This is a genomic window from Acinetobacter sp. 243_ASPC, from assembly GCF_001054715.1.
Taxonomy (GTDB): Bacteria; Pseudomonadota; Gammaproteobacteria; order Pseudomonadales; family Moraxellaceae; genus Acinetobacter; species Acinetobacter soli.
In genome coordinates, this window is the sequence record NZ_JVOR01000104.1 from 1 (window position 1) to 20,260 (window position 20,260).

At 44.7% G+C, this 20,260-nt stretch carries 19 protein-coding genes and 1 pseudogene; 12 read left to right on the forward strand and 8 right to left on the reverse strand.

The annotated features are described in order from the left end of the window. Nucleotides 1-180 precede the first annotated feature (180 nt). Nucleotides 181-1,362 (forward strand): 2-methylaconitate cis-trans isomerase PrpF, encoded by a 1,182-nt coding sequence (prpF, locus tag ADA42_RS13825; RefSeq protein ID WP_048765783.1) that lies wholly within the window; start codon nt 181-183, stop codon nt 1,360-1,362. 17 nt (nt 1,363-1,379) lie between these two features. Here prpF and ADA42_RS13830 read toward each other — a convergent pair whose 3' ends face one another. The 5 genes and pseudogenes from ADA42_RS13830 to ADA42_RS13850 all read right to left on the reverse strand — a co-directional run. After that, complete coding sequence (locus ADA42_RS13830) at nt 1,380-2,342, reverse strand: M15 family metallopeptidase (RefSeq protein ID WP_048765785.1); 963 nt, start codon at nt 2,340-2,342, stop codon at nt 1,380-1,382. A 9-nt stretch (nt 2,343-2,351) separates the two neighbouring features. Beyond that, nucleotides 2,352-2,918 (reverse strand): hypothetical protein, encoded by a 567-nt coding sequence (locus tag ADA42_RS13835; protein WP_048765786.1) that lies wholly within the window; start codon nt 2,916-2,918, stop codon nt 2,352-2,354. Nucleotides 2,919-2,929: 11 nt separating this feature from the next. Next, complete coding sequence (gene icmH / locus ADA42_RS13840; RefSeq protein ID WP_048765788.1) at nt 2,930-3,733, reverse strand: type IVB secretion system protein IcmH/DotU; 804 nt, start codon at nt 3,731-3,733, stop codon at nt 2,930-2,932. An 11-nt stretch (nt 3,734-3,744) separates the two neighbouring features. Next, nucleotides 3,745-5,112: a type VI secretion system baseplate subunit TssK gene (tssK, locus tag ADA42_RS13845; protein ID WP_048765789.1), complete on the reverse strand. Its 1,368-nt coding sequence runs from the start codon at nt 5,110-5,112 to the stop codon at nt 3,745-3,747. 16 nt (nt 5,113-5,128) lie between these two features. Continuing rightward, nucleotides 5,129-5,389, reverse strand: a pseudogene (locus tag ADA42_RS13850) (type VI secretion system protein TssA); the annotation flags it as partial. Nucleotides 5,390-5,589: 200 nt separating this feature from the next. Between ADA42_RS13850 and ADA42_RS13855 the strand changes: the two are divergent. The 3 genes from ADA42_RS13855 to epmA all read left to right on the forward strand — a co-directional run bounded on the left by ADA42_RS13855 (nt 5,590) and on the right by epmA (nt 8,084). After that, a complete protein-coding gene (locus tag ADA42_RS13855) occupies nt 5,590-5,922 on the forward strand; it encodes a hypothetical protein (protein WP_048765791.1) in 333 nt (110 codons plus the stop codon). Between the two features lie 108 nt (nt 5,923-6,030). Further along, the gene (locus ADA42_RS13860; protein WP_048765793.1) at nt 6,031-7,098 is read left to right on the forward strand and encodes a 4-phosphoerythronate dehydrogenase; all 1,068 of its coding nucleotides are present in this window, start codon (nt 6,031-6,033) and stop codon (nt 7,096-7,098) included. Continuing rightward, a complete protein-coding gene (gene epmA, locus ADA42_RS13865) occupies nt 7,095-8,084 on the forward strand; it encodes an EF-P lysine aminoacylase EpmA (protein ID WP_048765794.1) in 990 nt (329 codons plus the stop codon). The genes ADA42_RS13860 and epmA overlap by 4 nt, the downstream gene beginning before the upstream one ends. Nucleotides 8,085-8,124: 40 nt before the next feature. Here the strand turns inward: epmA and ADA42_RS13870 are convergent, their stop codons facing one another. Further along, nucleotides 8,125-9,123 (reverse strand): Tim44 domain-containing protein, encoded by a 999-nt coding sequence (locus ADA42_RS13870; protein WP_004939497.1) that lies wholly within the window; start codon nt 9,121-9,123, stop codon nt 8,125-8,127. Between the two features lie 143 nt (nt 9,124-9,266). Beyond that, on the reverse strand, nt 9,267-10,646 hold the full coding sequence (gene radA / locus ADA42_RS13875) for a DNA repair protein RadA (RefSeq protein ID WP_004939495.1): 1,380 nt from the start codon (nt 10,644-10,646) through the stop codon (nt 9,267-9,269). 358 nt (nt 10,647-11,004) lie between these two features. Here radA and ADA42_RS13880 point away from each other — a divergent pair, with 358 nt between their 5' ends. The 6 genes from ADA42_RS13880 to ADA42_RS13905 all read left to right on the forward strand — a co-directional run bounded on the left by ADA42_RS13880 (nt 11,005) and on the right by ADA42_RS13905 (nt 17,382). Beyond that, entirely contained in the window at nt 11,005-12,543 is a 1,539-nt protein-coding gene (locus ADA42_RS13880; RefSeq protein WP_004948760.1) for an alanine/glycine:cation symporter family protein, read from the forward strand. Between the two features lie 253 nt (nt 12,544-12,796). Beyond that, a complete protein-coding gene (locus ADA42_RS13885; RefSeq protein WP_048765796.1) occupies nt 12,797-14,209 on the forward strand; it encodes an amino acid permease in 1,413 nt (470 codons plus the stop codon). 123 nt (nt 14,210-14,332) lie between these two features. Next, nucleotides 14,333-14,551 carry an LPS translocon maturation chaperone LptM gene (lptM, locus tag ADA42_RS13890; protein ID WP_004948757.1) on the forward strand — a complete coding sequence of 73 codons (219 nt, stop codon included), beginning with the start codon at nt 14,333-14,335 and terminating at the stop codon, nt 14,549-14,551. Nucleotides 14,552-14,574: 23 nt separating this feature from the next. Then, the gene (lysA, locus tag ADA42_RS13895; protein ID WP_048765798.1) at nt 14,575-15,825 is read left to right on the forward strand and encodes a diaminopimelate decarboxylase; all 1,251 of its coding nucleotides are present in this window, start codon (nt 14,575-14,577) and stop codon (nt 15,823-15,825) included. A 3-nt stretch (nt 15,826-15,828) separates the two neighbouring features. After that, nucleotides 15,829-16,674, forward strand: a complete 846-nt coding sequence (gene dapF / locus ADA42_RS13900) for a diaminopimelate epimerase (RefSeq protein WP_004948754.1) — start codon at nt 15,829-15,831, stop codon at nt 16,672-16,674. A 99-nt stretch (nt 16,675-16,773) separates the two neighbouring features. Then, complete coding sequence (locus tag ADA42_RS13905) at nt 16,774-17,382, forward strand: alpha/beta fold hydrolase (RefSeq protein WP_004948751.1); 609 nt, start codon at nt 16,774-16,776, stop codon at nt 17,380-17,382. On the opposite strand, the gene ADA42_RS13910 is transcribed toward ADA42_RS13905, so the two are convergent. Further along, nucleotides 17,379-18,005: a LysE family translocator gene (locus ADA42_RS13910; RefSeq protein ID WP_040053937.1), complete on the reverse strand. Its 627-nt coding sequence runs from the start codon at nt 18,003-18,005 to the stop codon at nt 17,379-17,381. The two genes, ADA42_RS13905 and ADA42_RS13910, sit on opposite strands and share 4 nt — an antisense overlap. Nucleotides 18,006-18,181: 176 nt before the next feature. On the opposite strand from ADA42_RS13910, the gene ADA42_RS13915 reads away from it, so the two are divergent. Both ADA42_RS13915 and ADA42_RS13920 read left to right on the forward strand, forming a co-directional pair. Further along, the gene (locus ADA42_RS13915; RefSeq protein ID WP_048765824.1) at nt 18,182-19,081 is read left to right on the forward strand and encodes a tyrosine recombinase XerC; all 900 of its coding nucleotides are present in this window, start codon (nt 18,182-18,184) and stop codon (nt 19,079-19,081) included. Between the two features lie 415 nt (nt 19,082-19,496). Further along, the gene (locus ADA42_RS13920) at nt 19,497-20,246 is read left to right on the forward strand and encodes an electron transfer flavoprotein subunit beta/FixA family protein (RefSeq protein WP_004939466.1); all 750 of its coding nucleotides are present in this window, start codon (nt 19,497-19,499) and stop codon (nt 20,244-20,246) included. The last annotated feature ends 14 nt before the right edge of the window (nt 20,247-20,260 follow it).

A 20,260-nucleotide genomic window follows, 5' to 3' on the forward strand; every position in this document is an offset into this window, starting at 1 on the left:
TTCATCTTCATCTTCATCTTCATCTTCATCTTCATCTTCATCTTGACGCAAAATAGAACAGATCAGCCCAAATTGATTTTGAACTTTAGTCGCGCAGATCTGATCAGTCACAGCCACTGCCAGAAAAATCATTTAAACTCTAAGTATCGAATAAAAATGCGAAATGGATAAAGCAATACCATGAAATTTCCTCCTCAACAAAAAATTGCAGCAACCTATATGCGCGGTGGTACCAGTAAAGGTGTATTTTTTAATTTAAATGATTTGCCTGTTGAGGTTCAGGTTGCAGGAGCCGCTCGCGACCAGCTTTTGCTGCGTGTGATTGGAAGTCCCGATCCCTATGGCAAGCAAATTGACGGCATGGGCGGTGCAACATCAAGTACCAGTAAAACGGTCATTCTCGCCAAAAGTCAACAACCCGAGCATGATGTTGATTATTTGTTTGGACAGGTTTCGATTGACCAACCGTTTATCGACTGGAGCGGTAATTGCGGCAATTTAACCGCAGCAGTGGGTGCCTTTGCGATTCGTCAGGGATTGATTGACCCAGAGCGAATTCCAGACAACGGGCATTGCCCAGTACGGATCTGGCAAAAAAATATTCAAAAAACCATTATTGCCCACGTGCCGATCACACACGGTGTGGTACAAGAAACTGGCGATTTTGAACTCGACGGAGTTACTTTTCCCGCCGCAGAAGTTCAGATCGAATTTTTAGATCCTGCCGAAGACGGGGAGGATGGCGGGGCAATGTTTCCAACGGGTCAAGTTGTCGATGATCTAGAAGTGCCTGGAGTTGGAACGTTTAAAGCCACATTCATCAATGCAGGCATTCCGACCATCTTTTTAAATGCAGCAGAACTGGGCTATACAGGTACCGAATTACAAGATCAGATTAATAATGATGTTGCTGCGCTGGCGCGTTTTGAAACCATTCGTGCCCATGGAGCAGTCAAAATGGGACTTATCAAAGACATTTCAGAAGCAGCATCACGCCAGCACACACCGAAAATTGCGTTTGTTGCGCCGCCGCAGTCCTATCAGGCATCGAGCGGAAAAACGGTTGAGCTATCCGATATCGATTTACTGGTGCGCGCATTATCGATGGGTAAATTGCACCATGCCATGATGGGAACCGCCGCAGTCGCCATTGGTACTGCCGCTGCCGTACCGGGAACGTTGGTACACACAGCTGCTGGTGCCATACCACGTGAAGCGGTTCGATTTGGTCATCCATCGGGTACCTTACGTGTTGGTGCAGAAGCAGTACAAGACACCAGCGGACAATGGCAAGTGAAAAAAGCAATTATGAGTCGTAGTGCCCGTGTTCTGATGGAGGGTTTTGTTTATGTGCCTCAGTAATATGTATCAGGCTTAAACTAACTGTTGCTGTCTGAAGCACTGAGTTGGCCTTCGGCAATGAGCTGTTCGGCCATCTCTTTCGTTTTTTTCAAGCCGGGCATTCGATATTCGGTATGCCCGTAATCTTGAATCGATTTCCAGCGGCCTCCCCACGTTAAGCCTACCGACTCTGCAACTTCACCATAAAGCTGATAGCCACGCATGGCCCACGGATCACGCTCTGAAATCACGACTTTGCCGTTACGTTTAAATGCCACATCGGCGGCTAGGCCAAATTGATGATAGCTTTGATAGCCCCGGGCACGCGTGGTATTGGGGTTGCCAGACAAGAAGTTCTGTCGCTCAGGGCTGCGATATCCTTCGAGTAATACCAGTTCATAGCCATGGCGCTCTTTCATGATTTTAAACACCATCAACAAACGTTGTTTGTAACGCGGATTCATCTTGTCCCATTTACGATCAACAAACTGGGTATCCATGATCAGACTATGGTGCCCAATGCCTTCGGCCTCCGCTGTAATACTCGGCTCTGCAGGCCGGCTACTGGCATATTGCTGTTCGAGCTGATTGGCCTCAACAATTGCAGCTTCAATCAAGGATTGATCGACCTCTGGTGGAGGCGTGAGCATTTCACCATTTAAGAGCGTGTAGATTTGTGGATCGACTTCTTTTAGATATTCGGCCTCAATTTTGCTCGAGCTGATTGGTCGTGTAAAAGCAAACACCAGCACACTACTAAATAATAGTAATCCTGCAATTAAAATCCACCATTGCTGCAAATGCCATTGCGACTGTAATTGCTGCGATGACGATGCTGCATGCATGCGCTGTACCATCGTTTTAGCATGCTGGATTTTATGTTTACTTTGGGGGAGAAGTGTCTGAAGCCATTGTTTCACTTTGAAGCGCAGCTCATACGACATAAACAGTGTCAATGTCACTGCCACTGCAATAAAACCCAAAATAATCAGAATGATCATAGATGAGACTTAACTTGCCTCTGCAGGTTTTGCTGGCGCAGTTGAAGGCTCGGCTGTAGAATCTGTTGTCGGCTTCGTAACTGGCGCGGCAACATCATGATTGGTTTTAGGCTCTGCTGTATTGGCTTTTTTGGGTGTCGCTTGCGCCGCAGGTTTAGGGGATGTTGCTGTTTTCGGTGTCGCATGTAGCGATTGATCAAATGGCGAAACACGTTGAACCGGCGCAGCTGCGGGGGTATGCGAAAAAAGTTTGCTGAGCTCACTGTCTTTCGGCTGTGCGATTTCAGTATCGGCTTCATCGCCCGTTGTCGTGGTTACATGCGCGGTTTCTGAACGTGCAGGTGTTTCCACATCCTGACGTAAGCTAGGTGGATTCGGCGTAATTGGAACCACAACCTCCTCAGCTTGTGAATGTGCCGAAGATGAACCCATAGAAGGTTGTAAAACCAGAAAAAATCCCATTAAAGTGACGCCAACGCCAGTCATGAACCCCACAAGACCAAACATAAAAGGTGAAGCTGATTTTTTTTTAGATGTTTGTAATATACGTAATGAAGTCGGTTTTTCTTGTGCCATATCGGTGCCTTTTAAGGTAAGTAAATGGTGATATGTGCTTCTTCAGCAGGCGCGGAAACCACATTCTGATAAGGTGCAAGTGAGCTATTGGCCTGATGTCCCAACATATATTTGAGTCCGCCGAAACTCAAAAGTGCAAAAATCAGTAGAATAATTAAAATCCAAAAAAATGGCAGCTCACCATGAATCATGTTTCGAATTTGATCGGGAATAGCCGCAAAAGGTGAGAAGGCTGCCTTTTTACCCTTTAAGTAGTCAATTTCATCTCCAACCCGTGCCACTAAATGATTCAGACTTCCAATCGATTCAATCCGATATTTGCCCTGAAATCCGAGCAATAAACAGTAATGAAAGACCTCTAAAGACGCGAGACGCGCTTTCCCTTTACTGCGCAGTTGTTCCAGTATTTCAAAAAATTGATAGCCAGCAAGCTGTGAACCAAAGAGGCTTAATTGTAATGGACTGATCAGCCATGCATTTTGCAAGTGAAAGAAACTAGGATCTTGCTGAGTCACAATCGTTTCATCTATAAGCGCACAAAAAGCATATTTAGCATCGTGGATATCATCGGCTGAAAAATGCAGCTTTTTAGCTTGCTGTTCAAAGCGATTGAGTAAGTCGACAATTTTCTGGCGGAATTCTTGTACATCCGACGGGATATACTGATTTCGAATGAGGAAAACAATATAAAACCCATCATGTAACAAATCGACCAGATTGACACTTTGCTGCTGACTGTATTGATTGGGTGCTGAAAAATCACCGCCGATTTTGCCATCGTCAAATAGTGAAGGGGCACCAGTAGGTTGGCTCATCCAGATTCTCCTTAGGCGTTCATCACAGCAATCAATTCAATGCTAATATCTTGAAAACCCGATGGAACGTATAAACAGATCGATTCGGATTCCAGCATGCGTTGATACAGATCGTGATGTGGTTCAATTTCGAAATAACTTACCCCAGAGCGCACGGGAATAGCGGTCGGCACCTGCATCAGATGATGCAATGGTATGGCAGGTAGGGCTGCCACCACGCGTTGCTCGACATCTACTGTACTGCCCACTTTAAAGCGTAACGGCACGATCTGAACCAGTTCGTGGGTTTGCATCATGCTGCTCGACACTGCAATATACAGCCGTGTATCTCGGGTGATTTTGTCTGATTCAAGACTACCCAACCAGTAAGAAGGACGAATTTCCTTAAGCGCAATACTGATATATCGACTCGAAATAATCGTATCTAGCAAATCGCGTAAAATGACATCCAGCTCTTGAAAACTATGCTGTAATTGATGATGGCGATATGAAGGCAACTGATCGACTTCGTAAGCGGTTGAAAACGTCAGTAAAGACCCTGTTAGGCGTAACAACTCAAAGAAAAGTCGCTCTGGATGAATTTGAGGATACTGCAAAAAATGGCTTAATGTTGCATGCGCTGTATTCAGTGCATTGACCAACCAGAACGAGACAATATCGCCAGAGCGAAATTCGATGAGTTTCTGTTCGTTTTCGCGATTGTTGGTCTGAATCGTTTTAATTTTGGCGCGAATGACATTCAGCGTACGTTTTAAATTAGAGGTTAAGGCCTCTGAAGCTTCGATATGGAGTAGCGGTGCAATAAACTTCTGATCCAGTTCGAAAGCGCCAGAGCTATGACGTTTGATGCGTCCAATCGGGAGGTATAAAAAACCCTCTAACTGGCTGATTGGATCTGCGACTGGATCGAGTAAGCGTAATACGGCACGACGTCGGAGTAAGGTGATGTCGGCAGGTTGAGCATCGGTAAACAAGTCATGGGTATGTGCAAGATGCGATGCATAACGCCCCGAATGCTGCTGTTCTTGATCATGACTCATGTTCTTTTTATTGGGCTGAACCACAGGTAGCGTCAGATAAATCGTCATTTCACCACGGAAATTCAGATCATCAAGTAACAAAGGTTCCGGCAATAAATCTGTACTCGGTGCGTGATAAATCTCGCCGTCTTGCCAAATCATTTCAATGTTTTCGAGTGCCAGCACGTGAGTACCGAGTTGTAACTCGTCAAAACGCAGTTGCCGAATACCATATGCAAATGGAATGGTTGACCGAATGGTTTGATTCAGGCGCTGCTCATGATAGCTGTCCTGAATTTGAAAATGCTGTGGACGTAAAAACAATCCTTCGCCCCAGAGGATTTTTTCTGCTTTAAACATATGTTTTTACCCACATTTATTCATATTCATTTTGGGTTTGAACATCCAATGCATCATGTATTTGCTGAAGCGGATGTTCATCCTTAATCACTTGGGCCAGCCATTCGTGTAGCGGCATCTGACTCCATTTAATGGTTTTTTGCAGCATATAACTGACAGGGCTATGCGGTTCATTGGTTTGAAAATAGTCCGAAATTTGCTGTAGTACGCGAATGGCCTGTTCGCGGTTTTCAATATGGCTTTGAGCAACTGGCTGAAACTGTGAGGATACAGGCTGTGCTACAGGGTGGTTAGTTTGCTCTAAAGCGACAACATCATTGTGATTTTGATCAGATGTGGAGGAGGTAAATGAAATAGACGACGATGTTGTCTGTTTGCAGCGACTGGTTACAGTATGTTGTTGAGACTGGTCAGCATGTACGTCTTGGATCACTATAGAGGATACAGCATGGAATATAACGTGCAGGAGCAACCTCAATGATTCACATTCGTTCATTCAGATCTGGTGCATATGCACTTGGAAGCATGATACTACTTGCATTGAGTAGTGTTTCATTTGCCAGTTCAAATGAAGCATGGAAACAGCACGATCAAGCCATGAAAACAGCCTGTGTTAAGGCCAGTCAGCTTAAAAAGGTTAAACTGGTGAGTAATATCATGCTGTTTGATGATCGTGCGGGATATTCGGCCGTGCTGATGCAGGGAACTTTTCCTCAGGCACATATGAAAAATAAAACTGGTCAGGAACTCTGCCTATGGAATAAAACCACCAAAAAAGCGCATGTATCGGAATTTAATCGCACCAGCTAAGATGATGCCGATTCAATATTCTTCTTAAGAGCAGACCAGACTTTTTTCACGTGGTCACCGTACACGTGACGCGGTATCATAGCAGCGTTGACATGACGGGACGATATTATGAAGATTGTCGCAGATGAAAATCTTGCGTTTACAGATTATTTTTTTTCATCATTTGGAGAAATTCAGCATCGGGCAGGGCGCTTGCTCACTGCCGAAGATGTGCATGATGCACAGGCATTGATTGTTCGCTCCGTCACTAAAGTCAACGCCGCGCTTATTCAAGATAGTCAGTTACAGTTTGTTGGCAGCGCCACCATTGGGACAGATCATCTGGATACCGTAGCGCTCGATCGTCAAAATATTACATGGCGCAATGCACCCGGCTGTAATGCACAAGCAGTGGCCGAATATGTCATTACTGCGCTTTATCAGCTTGATAACACTGTACTCGATCAAGGTAAAAGCTTCCATTTAGGAATCTTGGGGTTAGGAAACGTAGGGCGCCGACTGGCATCGATGGCGCAGCAAATCGGCTGGACAGTGATGGGATATGATCCCTTTGTGCAACTCGACGGCATTCAAAACGTCAGTTTTGAGCAGTTGATTCAGCATAGTCACGCTATCTCTATTCATGTACCTTTAACCACGTCTGGAGCATATCCGACACAGCATCTGTTTAATCATGATGTATTTGTTCACATGCCACCAGATAGCATATTGATCAATAGTGCGCGGGGGCCGGTTGTTGAAGAAGCAGCATTAATTGCTGATCTTAAACGTACACAGCGCAAAGTTGTACTCGATGTGTTTGAGCATGAGCCTGAAATCTCAGAAGAGCTGCTTGATTTGGTGACATTGGTCACGCCCCATATTGCAGGCTATAGTCTAGAAGGCAAAGCCCGTGGTACACAAATGGTTTATGAGGCGTTTTGTAAGGTATTTGGCTTTGAAGCGACCAAGCGATTTGAAACCCAACTGCCTCAAGGCGATGCCTATTTCACAGAAAACACGCTGACTGAGGCATTAAAAGCCCATCTTCATCAGATCTACGATATCCAGCGTGATGATCAAAATTTAAGGGCGTGTCTAAAGGCGGGGCGGGTAGACCAGCAAGCCTTTGACCGACTTCGAAAAGAATATCCACTGCGCCGTGAATGGGCTGCACACGGAGGCCCTGTGGCATGAGTCAACGCTTTGAAAGTCAGACGGCTTTGCCTACTTGTTCAATTGAGGCACTTAAAGCACGCGCACAGCTCTACCGTACCATTCGAGAGTTTTTTGCCCAGCGCAATGTCATGGAAGTTGAAACGCCGATCGTATCTCAGGCAGGAGTTACTGATGTTCATTTGGCATCTGTGCAGGTGCAACGCCATATCGAAGGTCGTGTGCAGCAACAGTATTTACAAACCTCACCTGAGTTTGCCATGAAACGCCTGCTGGCTGCGGGGAGTGGTCCGATTTATCAAATCTGTAAGGTTTTTCGAGACGACGAGCATGGTCGCAAACACAACAGTGAGTTTACTATGCTGGAGTGGTATCGCCCCGGTCTAGATTTACGCGAGTTGATGCATGAAACGGCGGCGCTATTAAACGTGTGTTTAGCGCATCGTTTTGATGAAATTCGCCCACTGGTTTTAAGCTACAAACATGCATTTCAAGATCGTTTAGATATTAATCCTTTACAGGCAACGCTGGCACAATTAAAACAGACTGCACAACGTGTAGGATTGACGCTAGATTTAGGCGATGATCGTTTAGCCTACATGGATTTATTATTTTCACATTTTGTCGAGCCAAGTTTGGGCTTCGATACACCAATTTTCCTCACCGATTTTCCACCTGAAATGGCTTCTTTGGCCAAAGTACGTCTAGATGAAGACGGCGAAGAAGTTGCCGCACGCTTTGAAGTGTATATCGAGGGTTTGGAACTGGCTAACGCCTACGATGAATTGCTTGATGCATCGGTGCTCCGCGCACGTTTTGAAGCAGATAACCAAGAGCGAGACAAATTAGGCTTACAGGTGATGCCACTCGATGAGAACTTATTGGCAGCCTTAGCACATATGCCAGAATGCTCAGGCATTGCTTTGGGTATTGACCGTTTGTTAATGGTGGCCACTCAGAAGCTCAACATAGAACAGGTGATTGCTTTCCCTGCATCTAGAGCGTAAATAAAAAAAGCCGCGTTACGCGGCTTTTTTTATTTATATATTATTGTTCTTGCTGAATACCCGCGACTTTCCAGTCTTCTGTTGAACCCGCAGGCTTAACAAAGTGCCAGATCTCGGTAAACGGTTGTGGAAGACTGTTGAGATCTTCACTCACAGTACCTGTGAAGCGTACACTCACCACATATTGACCGTTTTCAGTCGCAGAATCGACGACCATTGCATTTAGGTTGCTAAACTCAGCAACGTCTTGGTCCTGATTGGCCAAAATGTCGTTGTACATCGATGCATACAATTCAGGCGTCAAGTAACGACGAATTTCTTCAACATTATTTGCAGAATTGACAGACTGAATATGGTTAAAACGTTGACGTGCAATACGCAAGAACGCTGCTGGTTCAGTACCATCCGGTAACTGACTACCGCTTTGTGTATAAGCACCACCAAACGGCGCTGCACTTGGTGCAGCTGAACCACCAACAGACTGACCAAAAATATTGGTGTTGTCACCGCCAGCTGCAGCGCGTGGAGCAGCAGGCGTAGAACTGTTGTTAAACGGTGAAGACCCGCTGTTGTTTGGTGCGTAAGGATTATTATTACCTGCTAATTTTTTTTTAGCACCGAAACGACGGAAAATAAAGAAAGCAATTGCAGCGATCAGCACAATCCAGATCCAGCCCGGTAGGCCGCCTTTTTTCTCTTCTTGCTGCTGTTGCTGAGCCTGAGTCGCTTGCTGTTCTGGCGATGTTGTATGTTTGTCATCAGCCATTGCATTGGCGGCAAGCGCACCCACCGCAGCACCCGCTACACCTGCAGCAACCACCGTCCCCACACCTGGGCCAGAACGTTGAGGTGTTCCCGCTGGCGCAGTTTGAGGCGCTGGCGTAACCTGACGAGGCTGTTGGTAAGATTGAGTCGGTGCCGCAGAGCGAGACATGCCGTGGCTTTTACCACCGCCCGCACGCTTTGCTTCTGCAAGAGGAGCAACAACTAAAGCAGCCATCATGATGCCTGTAATCAGGCCACGCTGTCTTACTTTCATTTAAAATTCCTGTATAAAAAATAAAAACAAAATAAAAAGAATCTAAGACTACATATATGCAGGCTTTTGAGGCGAATTTCAACACAAAAAAGATGTTTTTTATGTCGAAACATATTCGCGTCAAAAGATGCTCCAATTTTGTCTTATTCGGATAGCTCCATCGCAGTTTGCAAGGCCTCGTGCAAACGTGATACCGCAATCACCTGTACGCCCTCAATTGCTTTTTGCGGAGCATTACCTTTAGGCAAAATGACATGAGTAAATCCGTGTTTGACGGCTTCTTTTAAACGTTCCTGACCATTTGGAACCGGGCGGATTTCACCCGATAACCCGACCTCACCAAAAACGGCCAGTTGTTGTGGTAACGCCTTGGCTCTTAAGCTAGATGCACAGGCCAGCAACACAGCCAGATCCGAGCCTGTTTCGGTAATTTTTAATCCGCCGACCACATTCACATACACATCTTGTCCAGAGGTTTGCACACCGCCATGCCGATGCATCACTGCGAGCAGCATGTTTAAGCGGTTCTGCTCGAGGCCGAGTGCCACGCGTCGCGGTTGACCTTGTGCATCATCGACCAGTGCCTGAACTTCCACCAAGAGGGGGCGCGTGCCTTCGCGACTAATCATCACAATCGATCCGGGAATCGCTTCATTATAACGGCTTAAAAAAATGGCAGAGGGATTGGCCACTTCTCGTAAGCCCTTATCGGTCATCCCAAAAACGCCAAGCTCATTTACCGCGCCAAATCGATTTTTTACCGCACGAATCATGCGATAACGCGAATCGGATTGGCCTTCAAAATACAGCACACAATCGACCATATGCTCAAGCACACGTGGGCCTGCCAGTGCGCCTTCTTTAGTGACATGACCCACAATAAATAATGCGGTTCCGCTGTTTTTGGCAAAGCGAGTGAGAAGAGCAGCCGACTCGCGAATTTGTGAAACCCCGCCCGGTGCCGATTGCAGTGTTTCGGTATATAAGGTTTGAATCGAATCTAAAATGGCCACCACTGGGCGCTCTTGTGCCAAAATCTCACAAATTCTCTCGACACACGTTTCTGCCATGACTTTGAGCTGATCGGTAGGTAGATCTAAGCGTTGTGCCCGCAGTGCCACTTGCGACAGCGATTCTTCGCCTGTCACATAAAGTGCAGTACTGCTTTTGCTGGCCATGTGTGTGGCCGTTTGCAGCAAAATTGTGGATTTTCCGATCCCCGGGTCACCGCCAATTAAAACCACCGAACCTGTAACCAAACCGCCGCCAAGTACCCGATCAAATTCACTAATACCGGTAGCAACACGCGGTACATTCGAAACCGAAATTTTATTGAGCGTGGTAACAGTAGAGATTTCTCCTGCATATCCACCGAGTTTAGGTTTTGCCCGATGTGGTGTTACGCTTTCCAATCGGACTTCAGTCAAGCAATTCCATTCTCCGCATTCAGAGCATTGGCCTGCCCATTTAGAATGATCTGCACCACATTGTTCACAGCGATAGACACTTTTGATTTTTGCCATATTTAAAAATTGAAAATTTTCGATAAAGAAGTTAAAACAGAAGGAAGTACAAAATATCGCGTGTACACCCAATTTTAATAAGGCCACATAAACAAGCGAGTTTTGTATTTGACTGATTAAAGGGAAGTGATCAGGAAAATAACATGATAAGGAATTTTTGCACAATCGTTGAAATTGGATTTTTCTCGATCGTTATCATTCTGTTTGCGCTTCCATGGAGGAACTTTGAGCAACTGTATCGACGTTTGTCATAACCTGATAAGACTCTGGCATAGTTATTGCTCTTGCTCAAAGACATGAAAACAGGTCATTGAATCTGTTTTTCAAAAAAATAAATAAATTTGCAAGGTTGATGTATATGAGTGCAGCTGAAATTGTCGATTGGGTCAATAGTATTATTTGGAGTCCGGCACTGATTTATTTGTGCTTGGGCGCAGGGTTGTTTTTTTCGATTTTGACGCGATTTGTACAGGTGCGACAAATCAAAGAGATGGGCCGTTTATTGGTGAATGGTTCATCATCGGCACAGGGAATTTCATCATTTCAGGCGCTTTCTGTGTCGCTCTCAGGGCGTGTGGGTGTAGGTAATATTGCTGGTGTTGCCGCTGCAATTGGATTTGGTGGTCCTGGTGCGGTGTTTTGGATGTGGGTGGTGGCTTTTCTAGGCGCGAGTACTGCCTATGTTGAATCGACACTTGGACAAATCTATAAAGTTGAATATCAAGGACAATATCGCGGCGGCCCGGCATTTTATTTCGATCGTGGTTTGGGCCAACGCTGGCTGGGGGTTTTATTTGCCATTGCCGCGTTGGTGTCTTGCGGATTATTTTTACCGGGAATTCAGGCCAATGCAGTAGGAAATGCCTTTACTCAGATTACAGGAGAAGGGGCGATTGTTTTTGGTCAGGTAGGAACCTATAAACTTCTGGCATTGGTGGTCATTGTTAGTTTACTGGCCGTGATTATTTTTGGTGGGATTAAGCGTATTGCTCGTTTTGCCGAATTTGTGGTGCCGTTTATGGCGCTTGGTTATATCTTGATGGCTTTAGTGATTGTGTTTATGAATCTTGAAGCCTTACCGGGTGTGATCAAAATGATTTTTGCAGATGCATTCAGCCCGATGGCCGGATTAGGTGCGGCAATTGGCTGGGGGGTGAAGCGTGGGGTTTATTCCAACGAAGCAGGTCAGGGAACCGGTCCGCATGCAGCCGCTGCGGCAGAAGTGCAGCATCCGGCACAACAGGGGTTTGTACAAGCATTTTCGATTTATGTAGATACCTTGTTTGTCTGCTCTGCAACTGCTTTTATGATTTTGATTACGGGCATGTACAATGTACAAGGAACTTTAGAAGCTGGTCAGTTCATTATACAAAACGTCACTTCAACCGCAGAAATTGGTTCACCTGCCTTTACTCAAATGGCCGTTAGTACCGTATTTGGTGGCTTTGGGCAGATCTTTGTTGCACTTGCCGTATTCTTTTTTGCCTTTACAACCATTGTTGCCTATTACTACATCGCGGAAACCAACATCACCTATTTAAGTTACATCACCAAAACACCTTCGCTACTGTTTCTAACCAAGTGTTTTATCATTCTTTCGGTTGCTTATGGCGTCATGAGTGCCACAGGCTACATTTGGGGAATTGGGGATATCGGTGTCGGACTTATGGCATGGATTAACATTATCGGGATTATTGTGACCTATTTTGTCTGGAAACCGACCATCAAGGCGCTACGAGACTATGAAGAGCAACAAAAAGCAGGTGTAAAAGAATATACCTTCGATCCAATTAAACTCGGTATTAAAAATGCCACTTACTGGGAAGAACGCTTAAAAACCAAAAATGCTTTAGAGGCGCAAGCTCAAAACGCATCGTCGAAAAAGACCGCAACCTAACATGCCACTCAATTTAAATTCACGTTTTTTGAAGACTCAGGTGTCGAAAAATGTGAATTGTATTGCTTCTACCTTATGCGTATGATCGAAAACGAGTGTACGCACACATGCGTGGCGTTATACAACTACGCAATCGCCAAGCAGAACGTTTATCAAAATCATTCAGTTGAATAAGATGCCATAAAATGGTGCGGAATTGTTTTTGAGCAGACCCTGCTTTGGCTCTATAAAAATACTGGAGTGTTTTGTACCAATGTCGAATTACAACCACGACTCATCTTCTGGAGAACATGAGTTATCACGAAGCCTTTCTAATCGGCATTTGCAACTGATTGCAATTGGCGGTGCAATTGGAACAGGTTTATTTATGGGCTCTGGTAAAACCATTAGTCTTGCCGGCCCATCGATCTTATTTATTTATCTGATCATTGGAGTGATGGTCTTTTTCGTCATGCGTGCGCTAGGCGAATTGTTGCTCTCCAATCTTCAATATAAGTCTTTTATCGACTTTACCACTGATTTGATTGGCCCTTGGGCAGGATATTTTGTGGGCTGGACCTACTGGTTGTGCTGGATTACCATCGGTATCGCCGACTTATCTGCGATTATTTATTATTTGCAGTTTTTTAATAACGGTCTTCCTTTTACACCAACCGAAGGCGCCATGATCAGTATTGCGGCGATTATCTTCATCATGGGGCTGAACCTCATGACCGTAAAACTGTTTGGTGAGCTTGAGTTCTGGTTTGCCATGATCAAAATTACTGCGATTGTGGTCCTGATTTTGGTCGGACTCTGGATGATCTTCACGGGCTTTACCTCGACCAGTGGTGAAGTGGCATCATTTACGCATTTGTGGGCCAATGGTGGCTTCTTCCCAACGGGTATGCACGGTTTCTTGGCAGGCTTCCAGATTGCGATCTTTGCCTTTGTTGGGGTAGAGCTCGTGGGCACCACTGCGGCTGAAACCAAAAATCCGGAACGTAATTTGCCTAAGGCAGTCAATTCCATCCCGATTCGAATCATTATTTTCTATGTACTTGCCCTGTTGATTGTGATGTCGGTAACACCATGGAATAAGATTGATCCAAACATCAGCCCGTTTGTAAATCTGTTTAGTCAGGCAGGCATTGCAGCAGCGGCAATTATCATGAACTTGGTGGTCTTGTCTTCGGTGATGTCATCGATGAACAGCGGTGTATTCTCTACCAGTCGCATGCTATTTGGTTTGTCTAAAGAACATCAGGCACCTCAACCTTTTGGTACGCTCAATAAAGGTCGTGTTCCTGCAAATGCATTGTATTTTTCAACGGTGTGTTTGTTGCTCGGTGCAGCGCTGCAATATTTTGTACCCAATACCGTTGAAGCTTTTACACTGGCGACTACGCTATCGACCATTTTGTTTATTTGTGTGTGGCTGATGATTATCTGGAGCTACATGGTCTATTACAAAACCCGTCCAGAGTTACATGCCAAATCTATTTTCAAATTACCTGGCGGTTTGTTTACCTGCTGGGTGGTGATCATTTTCTTTATTGGAATGATTTATGTGCTGTCATTAGAGCCAGACACCATGAAAGCCTTGATGGTCAGCCCAATCTGGCTGGTTATTTTGGTGATTGGTTACTTTGGTTTTTACAAGCCTCGATTGAAATCCAAGAAATAATTAAAAAAACGCCAGTCAATGACTGGCGTTTTTTTTCGCTTCCTTTTAAGCTTGGTGCTTTTGTACTTTGGTCCTGTGCTGGATCACGGTATAATTATTCAAATTTTTTGAGTAGGTGATCAGATGCGCCGTTTCATTTGCTACACAAGTTTACTCACCATGAGTCTGGCTATGCTGGGCTGTGGTCAAACGGGTGCATTACATTTGCCATCCGATCCAAATTACGACAAACGTGCAAAATATTTGCTGTATTCACAGCCTCAGTCTGACAAAACCTCGAAAGACAAAACTTCGACTCCTGATCATTCAGCGTCTTCTCAGCCAGTTCCTTCTTCACCTTAAGCTTTAAAAATAAGGATGCATTCATGAGTTTCTCCCGCATTAATGGGATATTGCATGCCGAGCAATGTTCACTTCAGCAGCTCGCGCAGCAATTTGGTACGCCACTTTATGTTTATTCAAAGACAGCCTTTGAAAAACATTATCAAGATCTGGATCGTGCCTTTGATTTTATTGATCATCAAATCTGTTTTGCGGTGAAATCAAACTCTAATTTGGCGGTACTGAATGTTTTGGCAAAACTGGGTTCAGGTTTTGATATTGTAACCGGTGGCGAACTCGCACGTGTATTGGCTGCGGGCGGTGATCCAAGCAAAATCGTATTTTCTGGTTTGGGTAAATCTGAGGCCGATATTCAAAAAGCACTTGAGGTCGGCATTGCGTGTTTTAATGTTGAGTCTTATGCCGAGCTTGACCGTATTCAAAAGGTTGCAGCGAGCCTCAACTTACGTGCACCCATTTCATTGCGCGTTAATCCCGATGTCGATGCCAAGACACATCCTTATATTTCAACGGGTTTAAAAGAAAACAAATTTGGTATTCCAAGTGATACCGTATTTGAAACGTATCAATATGCAGCCTCTCTGTCTCATTTAGATGTAGTTGGAATCGATTGTCATATTGGTTCACAGTTGACCGAAACCAAACCGTTTGTAGATGCTTTAGATCGCGTGATTGTGATGATCGAGCAGCTTAAATCGCTGGGAGTTGAGATCAAGCACATCGATATCGGTGGTGGTTTGGGAGTCTGTTACAAAGACGAGACACCGCCAACCGCTGCAGAGTACGCTGCTGCACTCAAGCCTGCGCTACAAAAACTTGGGCTTAAAGTATATATGGAACCAGGTCGTAGCATTAGTGCCAATGCGGGTGTGTTATTGACCAAAGTTGATTTGCTCAAGCCAACCAATCACCGTAACTTTGCCATTATTGATGCAGCCATGAATGACTTGATTCGTCCGTCATTGTATGAAGCATGGATGGATATTCAGTCTGTTTCAGCGTCATCGGATGCTGAAGAAAAAACTTGGGATATCGTTGGGGCAATTTGCGAAACAGGTGATTTTCTGGGTAAAGACCGAAGCCTTGCACTTAAAGAAAATGACGTGCTGGCGGTGATGGGCGCAGGTGCTTATGGCTTTGTGATGAGTTCAAACTACAACACCCGTGGCCGTGCCGCAGAAGTGATGGTGGCAGGTAATGCCGCACATTTGATTCGTGAGCGTGAAACCATCGAGTCGTTGTGGGAAAAAGAACGTTTGCTGCCAGAGGGTTAAGACATGTTACTTGAATTTACCAAAATGCATGGTCTGGGCAATGACTTTGTTGTGCTCGATTTAATTAGCCAACGTGCTTACTTAGACACCACCACCATCCAGCGTATGGCAGATCGTCATTTTGGTATTGGCTTTGATCAATTATTGATTGTCGAGCCACCAGATGATCCGCAAACCGATTTTAAATATCGCATTTTCAATGCAGATGGTTCGGAAGTGGAGCAGTGCGGAAATGGTGTGCGTTGTTTTGCCCGCTTTGTACATGAGCGACAACTCACCAAAAAAACCAAAATCAGAGTGCAAACCAAAGCGGGAATTGTTGAACCAGAACTTGGCCCTAATGGCTGGGTACGCGTCAATATGGGTTATCCTAAGTTTCATCCACAGGATATTCCATTTCTGACAGAAGAACTGGATGCCTTGTATACGCTTCCATTAGCCAATGAGCAAAGCTTAAAAATTGATGTCGTCAATATGGGAAATCCGCATGCGGTGACCATTGTGCCGGATATCTTGACAGCCGATGTTGCAGGCATGGGGCCACAAGTCGAAGCGCATGTGCAATTTCCACAGCGTGTCAATGCGGGTTTTATGCAGATTTTGGATGAAAAGCATGTGCGCTTGCGTGTGTTTGAGCGTGGTGTGGGCGAAACGCTTGCTTGCGGTACGGGTGCATGTGCGGCAGCCGTAAGTGGTATGCGTCGTGGTTTACTGGCAAATTCGGTAGAAGTCGAGCTGGCGGGTGGAAAGCTTCAAATCGAGTGGCAAGAGGGTGATGTGGTCTGGATGACAGGGCCAACAGCCACAGTCTATGAAGGACGCCTTGATTTACGTTACTTTCAAACCTGATCTATAAAATACCAAGAAAGCACGCTTAGACTGGGCGTGCTTTTTTTATGCTGAAATATGGCATATTTTAAATTTAATCGATTGAATAAATCAAAAAAAATGACCACACAATTAATTTTTTTACCCGGTGCATCGGGCAGTACACAATTTTGGCAGCCTTTAATTCACTATTTAGGTTTAAACGATATAAGCAAAATAATTGCTTATCCGGGATTTGGCTGTGAACCGGCTCAAGACACGATCACCGATTTTGATACGCTAACTGAGTATGTGCTGGCGCAAATTGATACGCCGTCTATTATTATTGCTCAATCGATGGGAGGAATTTTTGCGGTTCAGGCCGCACTCGAAAAAGCGGAAATGGTCAAAGGCTTGGTGTTGATTGCCACTTCGGGTGGTCTGGATTTGAGTGGTTTTGATGTTGAAGACTGGCGAAGTGCTTATCAAGAACATTATTTAAATTATCCAGACTGGTTTGTTCATACACGAGTCAATCATGAGCATCGTTTACATGACATTCAGCAATCCGTACTTCTGATCTGGGGAGATCAAGATCGTATCAGTCCGGTATCCGTCGGGGTACATTTACAGCACTTGTTCCCCGCTGCGAATCTACTTGTGGTACCAGAAGGTGATCATGCACTGGCCGAGCAGCAAGCGAGTAAGATTGCTCCGCCGATTTTACAATTTATCAAGCAGTTGGATTAGCGTTTACTCAAAACGAGTTTGAGGGCAAATATCAGGAAGATACTGCCTGTAACACGATCTAAACCACGCACAAATTTGGGTTGTTTTAAAAAGCGAGAAATAGGTTGCATTGCCCAAATCAACAGCATTGACCAGATGGTACCGATCAAAACATGCAACATCACCAGCCCCATAATCCATGAAAATGCAGCGGCTTCTGCGGGAATAAACTGAGGCAAAAAAGAAAGATAGAAAACCCCAATTTTGGGATTAAGTAAGTTGCCCAGAAAACCTTTAAAAAATGCATTCTGGCGTAGTGCAAAACTAGGGGGAATGTTTGAAGTCACTTGCCCCAGATGATGGCGAGGTTTGAAGAGCATATTTAGCCCAAGCCAAGCTAAATAAGCCGCACCAACCCATTTCAATACACTAAAAGCCATTGCCGAAGCCATGAATAACGCGCCTAATCCACATGCAACTACGAGCCCCCACACGATACAGCCTGTACTAATCCCAAGCGCTGCATGAAAGGCGCTGGATTTTCCTTCTAGTGTTGCGGTACGAATAATCAATGTCGTATCCAACCCCGGCGTAATTGTAAGTATGCTAATGGCAACTAAATAAGAAACCAGCAGAGTCGTCATGGCAACAAAGTTTCTCTCAGAGTGATCAATGAATTGTATACTAAGTTGCATTGATCGATGAGTTGTTAGTGGTCGTTTTTAAGCGGTTTTATATTCGGCAGTTTCAGTCATCACCAAAGTTAAATTGATTAAAATTAAGGAAGACACGTTTGGCGTTTGAACAGCAGTTACTGGGCATGTGGCTCAAGGAAAAACAACTTCAGAACCATTCTGAGCATACACTGCGTGCTTACCATCGTGATTTAACTCATTTCTTAATGTTTTGCACAGAGAAAAAACTCAGTCTTGGCAATATCGAAGCGGCGGATTTAAGAGAATATCTTGCACATCGTGTTGAACACGATCATTTAAGTTCAGCGAGTTTACAGCGTCATCTCACCTCGATTCGCCAGTTTATGAAATGGGCGCAGCAGTCGAACCATTTAAGCCATAATCCTGTCGATGATTTTAAACTTAAACGCAAATCGCGACCATTGCCGGGCTTGGTCGATATCGAAACTGTGCTGCAGATTTTAGATCAACCTGCACCAAGTGATGCTGTTGATCAGCAGCTATGGCTTAGAGATAAAGCCATGCTTGAATTGCTCTATTCAAGCGGCTTGCGTCTGGCCGAGTTGCAAGGACTTGAACTCCGTGATCTCGATTTTCAACGTCAATTATTACGTGTGACCGGTAAAGGCAATAAAACACGCGTCGTCCCGTTTGGTCAAAAGGCAAAGGACAGTATCATGGCATGGCTGAAAGTATATCAGCTTTGGAAGGGGCATTTCGAGCCACATGATCCACTTTTTGTGTCGCAAAAAGGGGGCGTACTTTCACCGCGACAAATCGAAAATCGGGTGAAGTTTCAGGCCATTCGTGCAGGCGTCAATGTCGATTTACATCCCCATTTACTTCGGCATTGCTTTGCCAGTCATATGCTCTCGGCCAGTCGGGACTTGCGCTCGGTTCAAGAAATGCTGGGCCATTCTAACTTAAGTACCACTCAAATTTATACGCATGTTGATTTTGACCATTTGGCGCAGGTGTATGACCAGGCGCATCCTCGTGCGCAGAAGCCAGATAAATCGAGATAAGTTGAAGAAAAATGACAATCCAAAATATGACTTCCGAGTCGCTTTAACACTCGCTTACTCGAATGACATCTTTGATCTAGGCAGTCAATCAATTTCAAAATGATGAAGAAGTGAGCTTTTTTACATAAATTAACCAAACTATCAGGCACGCTGATGAAACAAATCAAATAAAAACATAATATAAATCAATAAGTAAAAAATAATTAAAAATACTGTAAATTCAATAACAAAACATTTAGATTAGAAAAAATGAACTGTGGATTCCACAGTTTTATTGCAGATTTATCTTGGCGGCTGTAATTGTGACTTGACCGAAATGCCAAACACATAGCAAGATAAAGCACCTAAAAAATTTATATTGAAGCGTTACTATAATGCTTCTGAACATTTACTTGCTGAAACAGCCGAGGATTACATGAAGGCTCTTGTTGCTGTAAAACGTGTGGTTGATGCCAACGTTAAAGTTCGCGTTAAGCCGGACAATACTGGGGTTGACCTAACCAACGTAAAAATGTCAATTAACCCATTCTGTGAAATCGCAGTGGAAGAAGCGGTTCGTTTAAAAGAAAAGGGAACTGTATCTGAAATTATTGTGGTTTCAATTGGCCCGAAAGAAGCGCAAGAACAAATCCGTTCTTCAATGGCTTTGGGTGCAGACCGTGGTATCTTGGTTGAAACATCTGATGATATTGGCGCACTTGAAGTGGCTAAAATTCTTAAAGGTGTGGTAGACGCTGAAAAGCCAGAACTGATCTTATTGGGCAAACAAGCCATTGATGATGATTCAAACCAAGTGGGTCAGATGCTCGGTGCACTTTTGAATGCAGGTCAGGGTACCTTTGCATCAGAAGTGAAAGTAGACGCGGGTAAAGTTCAAGTTACACGCGAGATCGACGGTGGTTTGCAAACCGTTGAACTGACGCTACCTGCGATTGTGACTGCCGACCTTCGTTTGAATGAGCCACGTTATGCGGCGCTTCCAAACATTATGAAAGCACGTAAAAAACCGCTTGAAACCAAATCTCCAGCAGATTATGGCGTAACAGCGACCACCAAACTCAAAACCGTTAAAGTTGAAGCACCAGCAGAGCGTAAAGCAGGTGTTCAAGTGAAATCGGTAGATGAGCTTGTTGAAAAGTTAAAAAATGAAGCGAAAGTGATCTAATACGGAAGGATAAA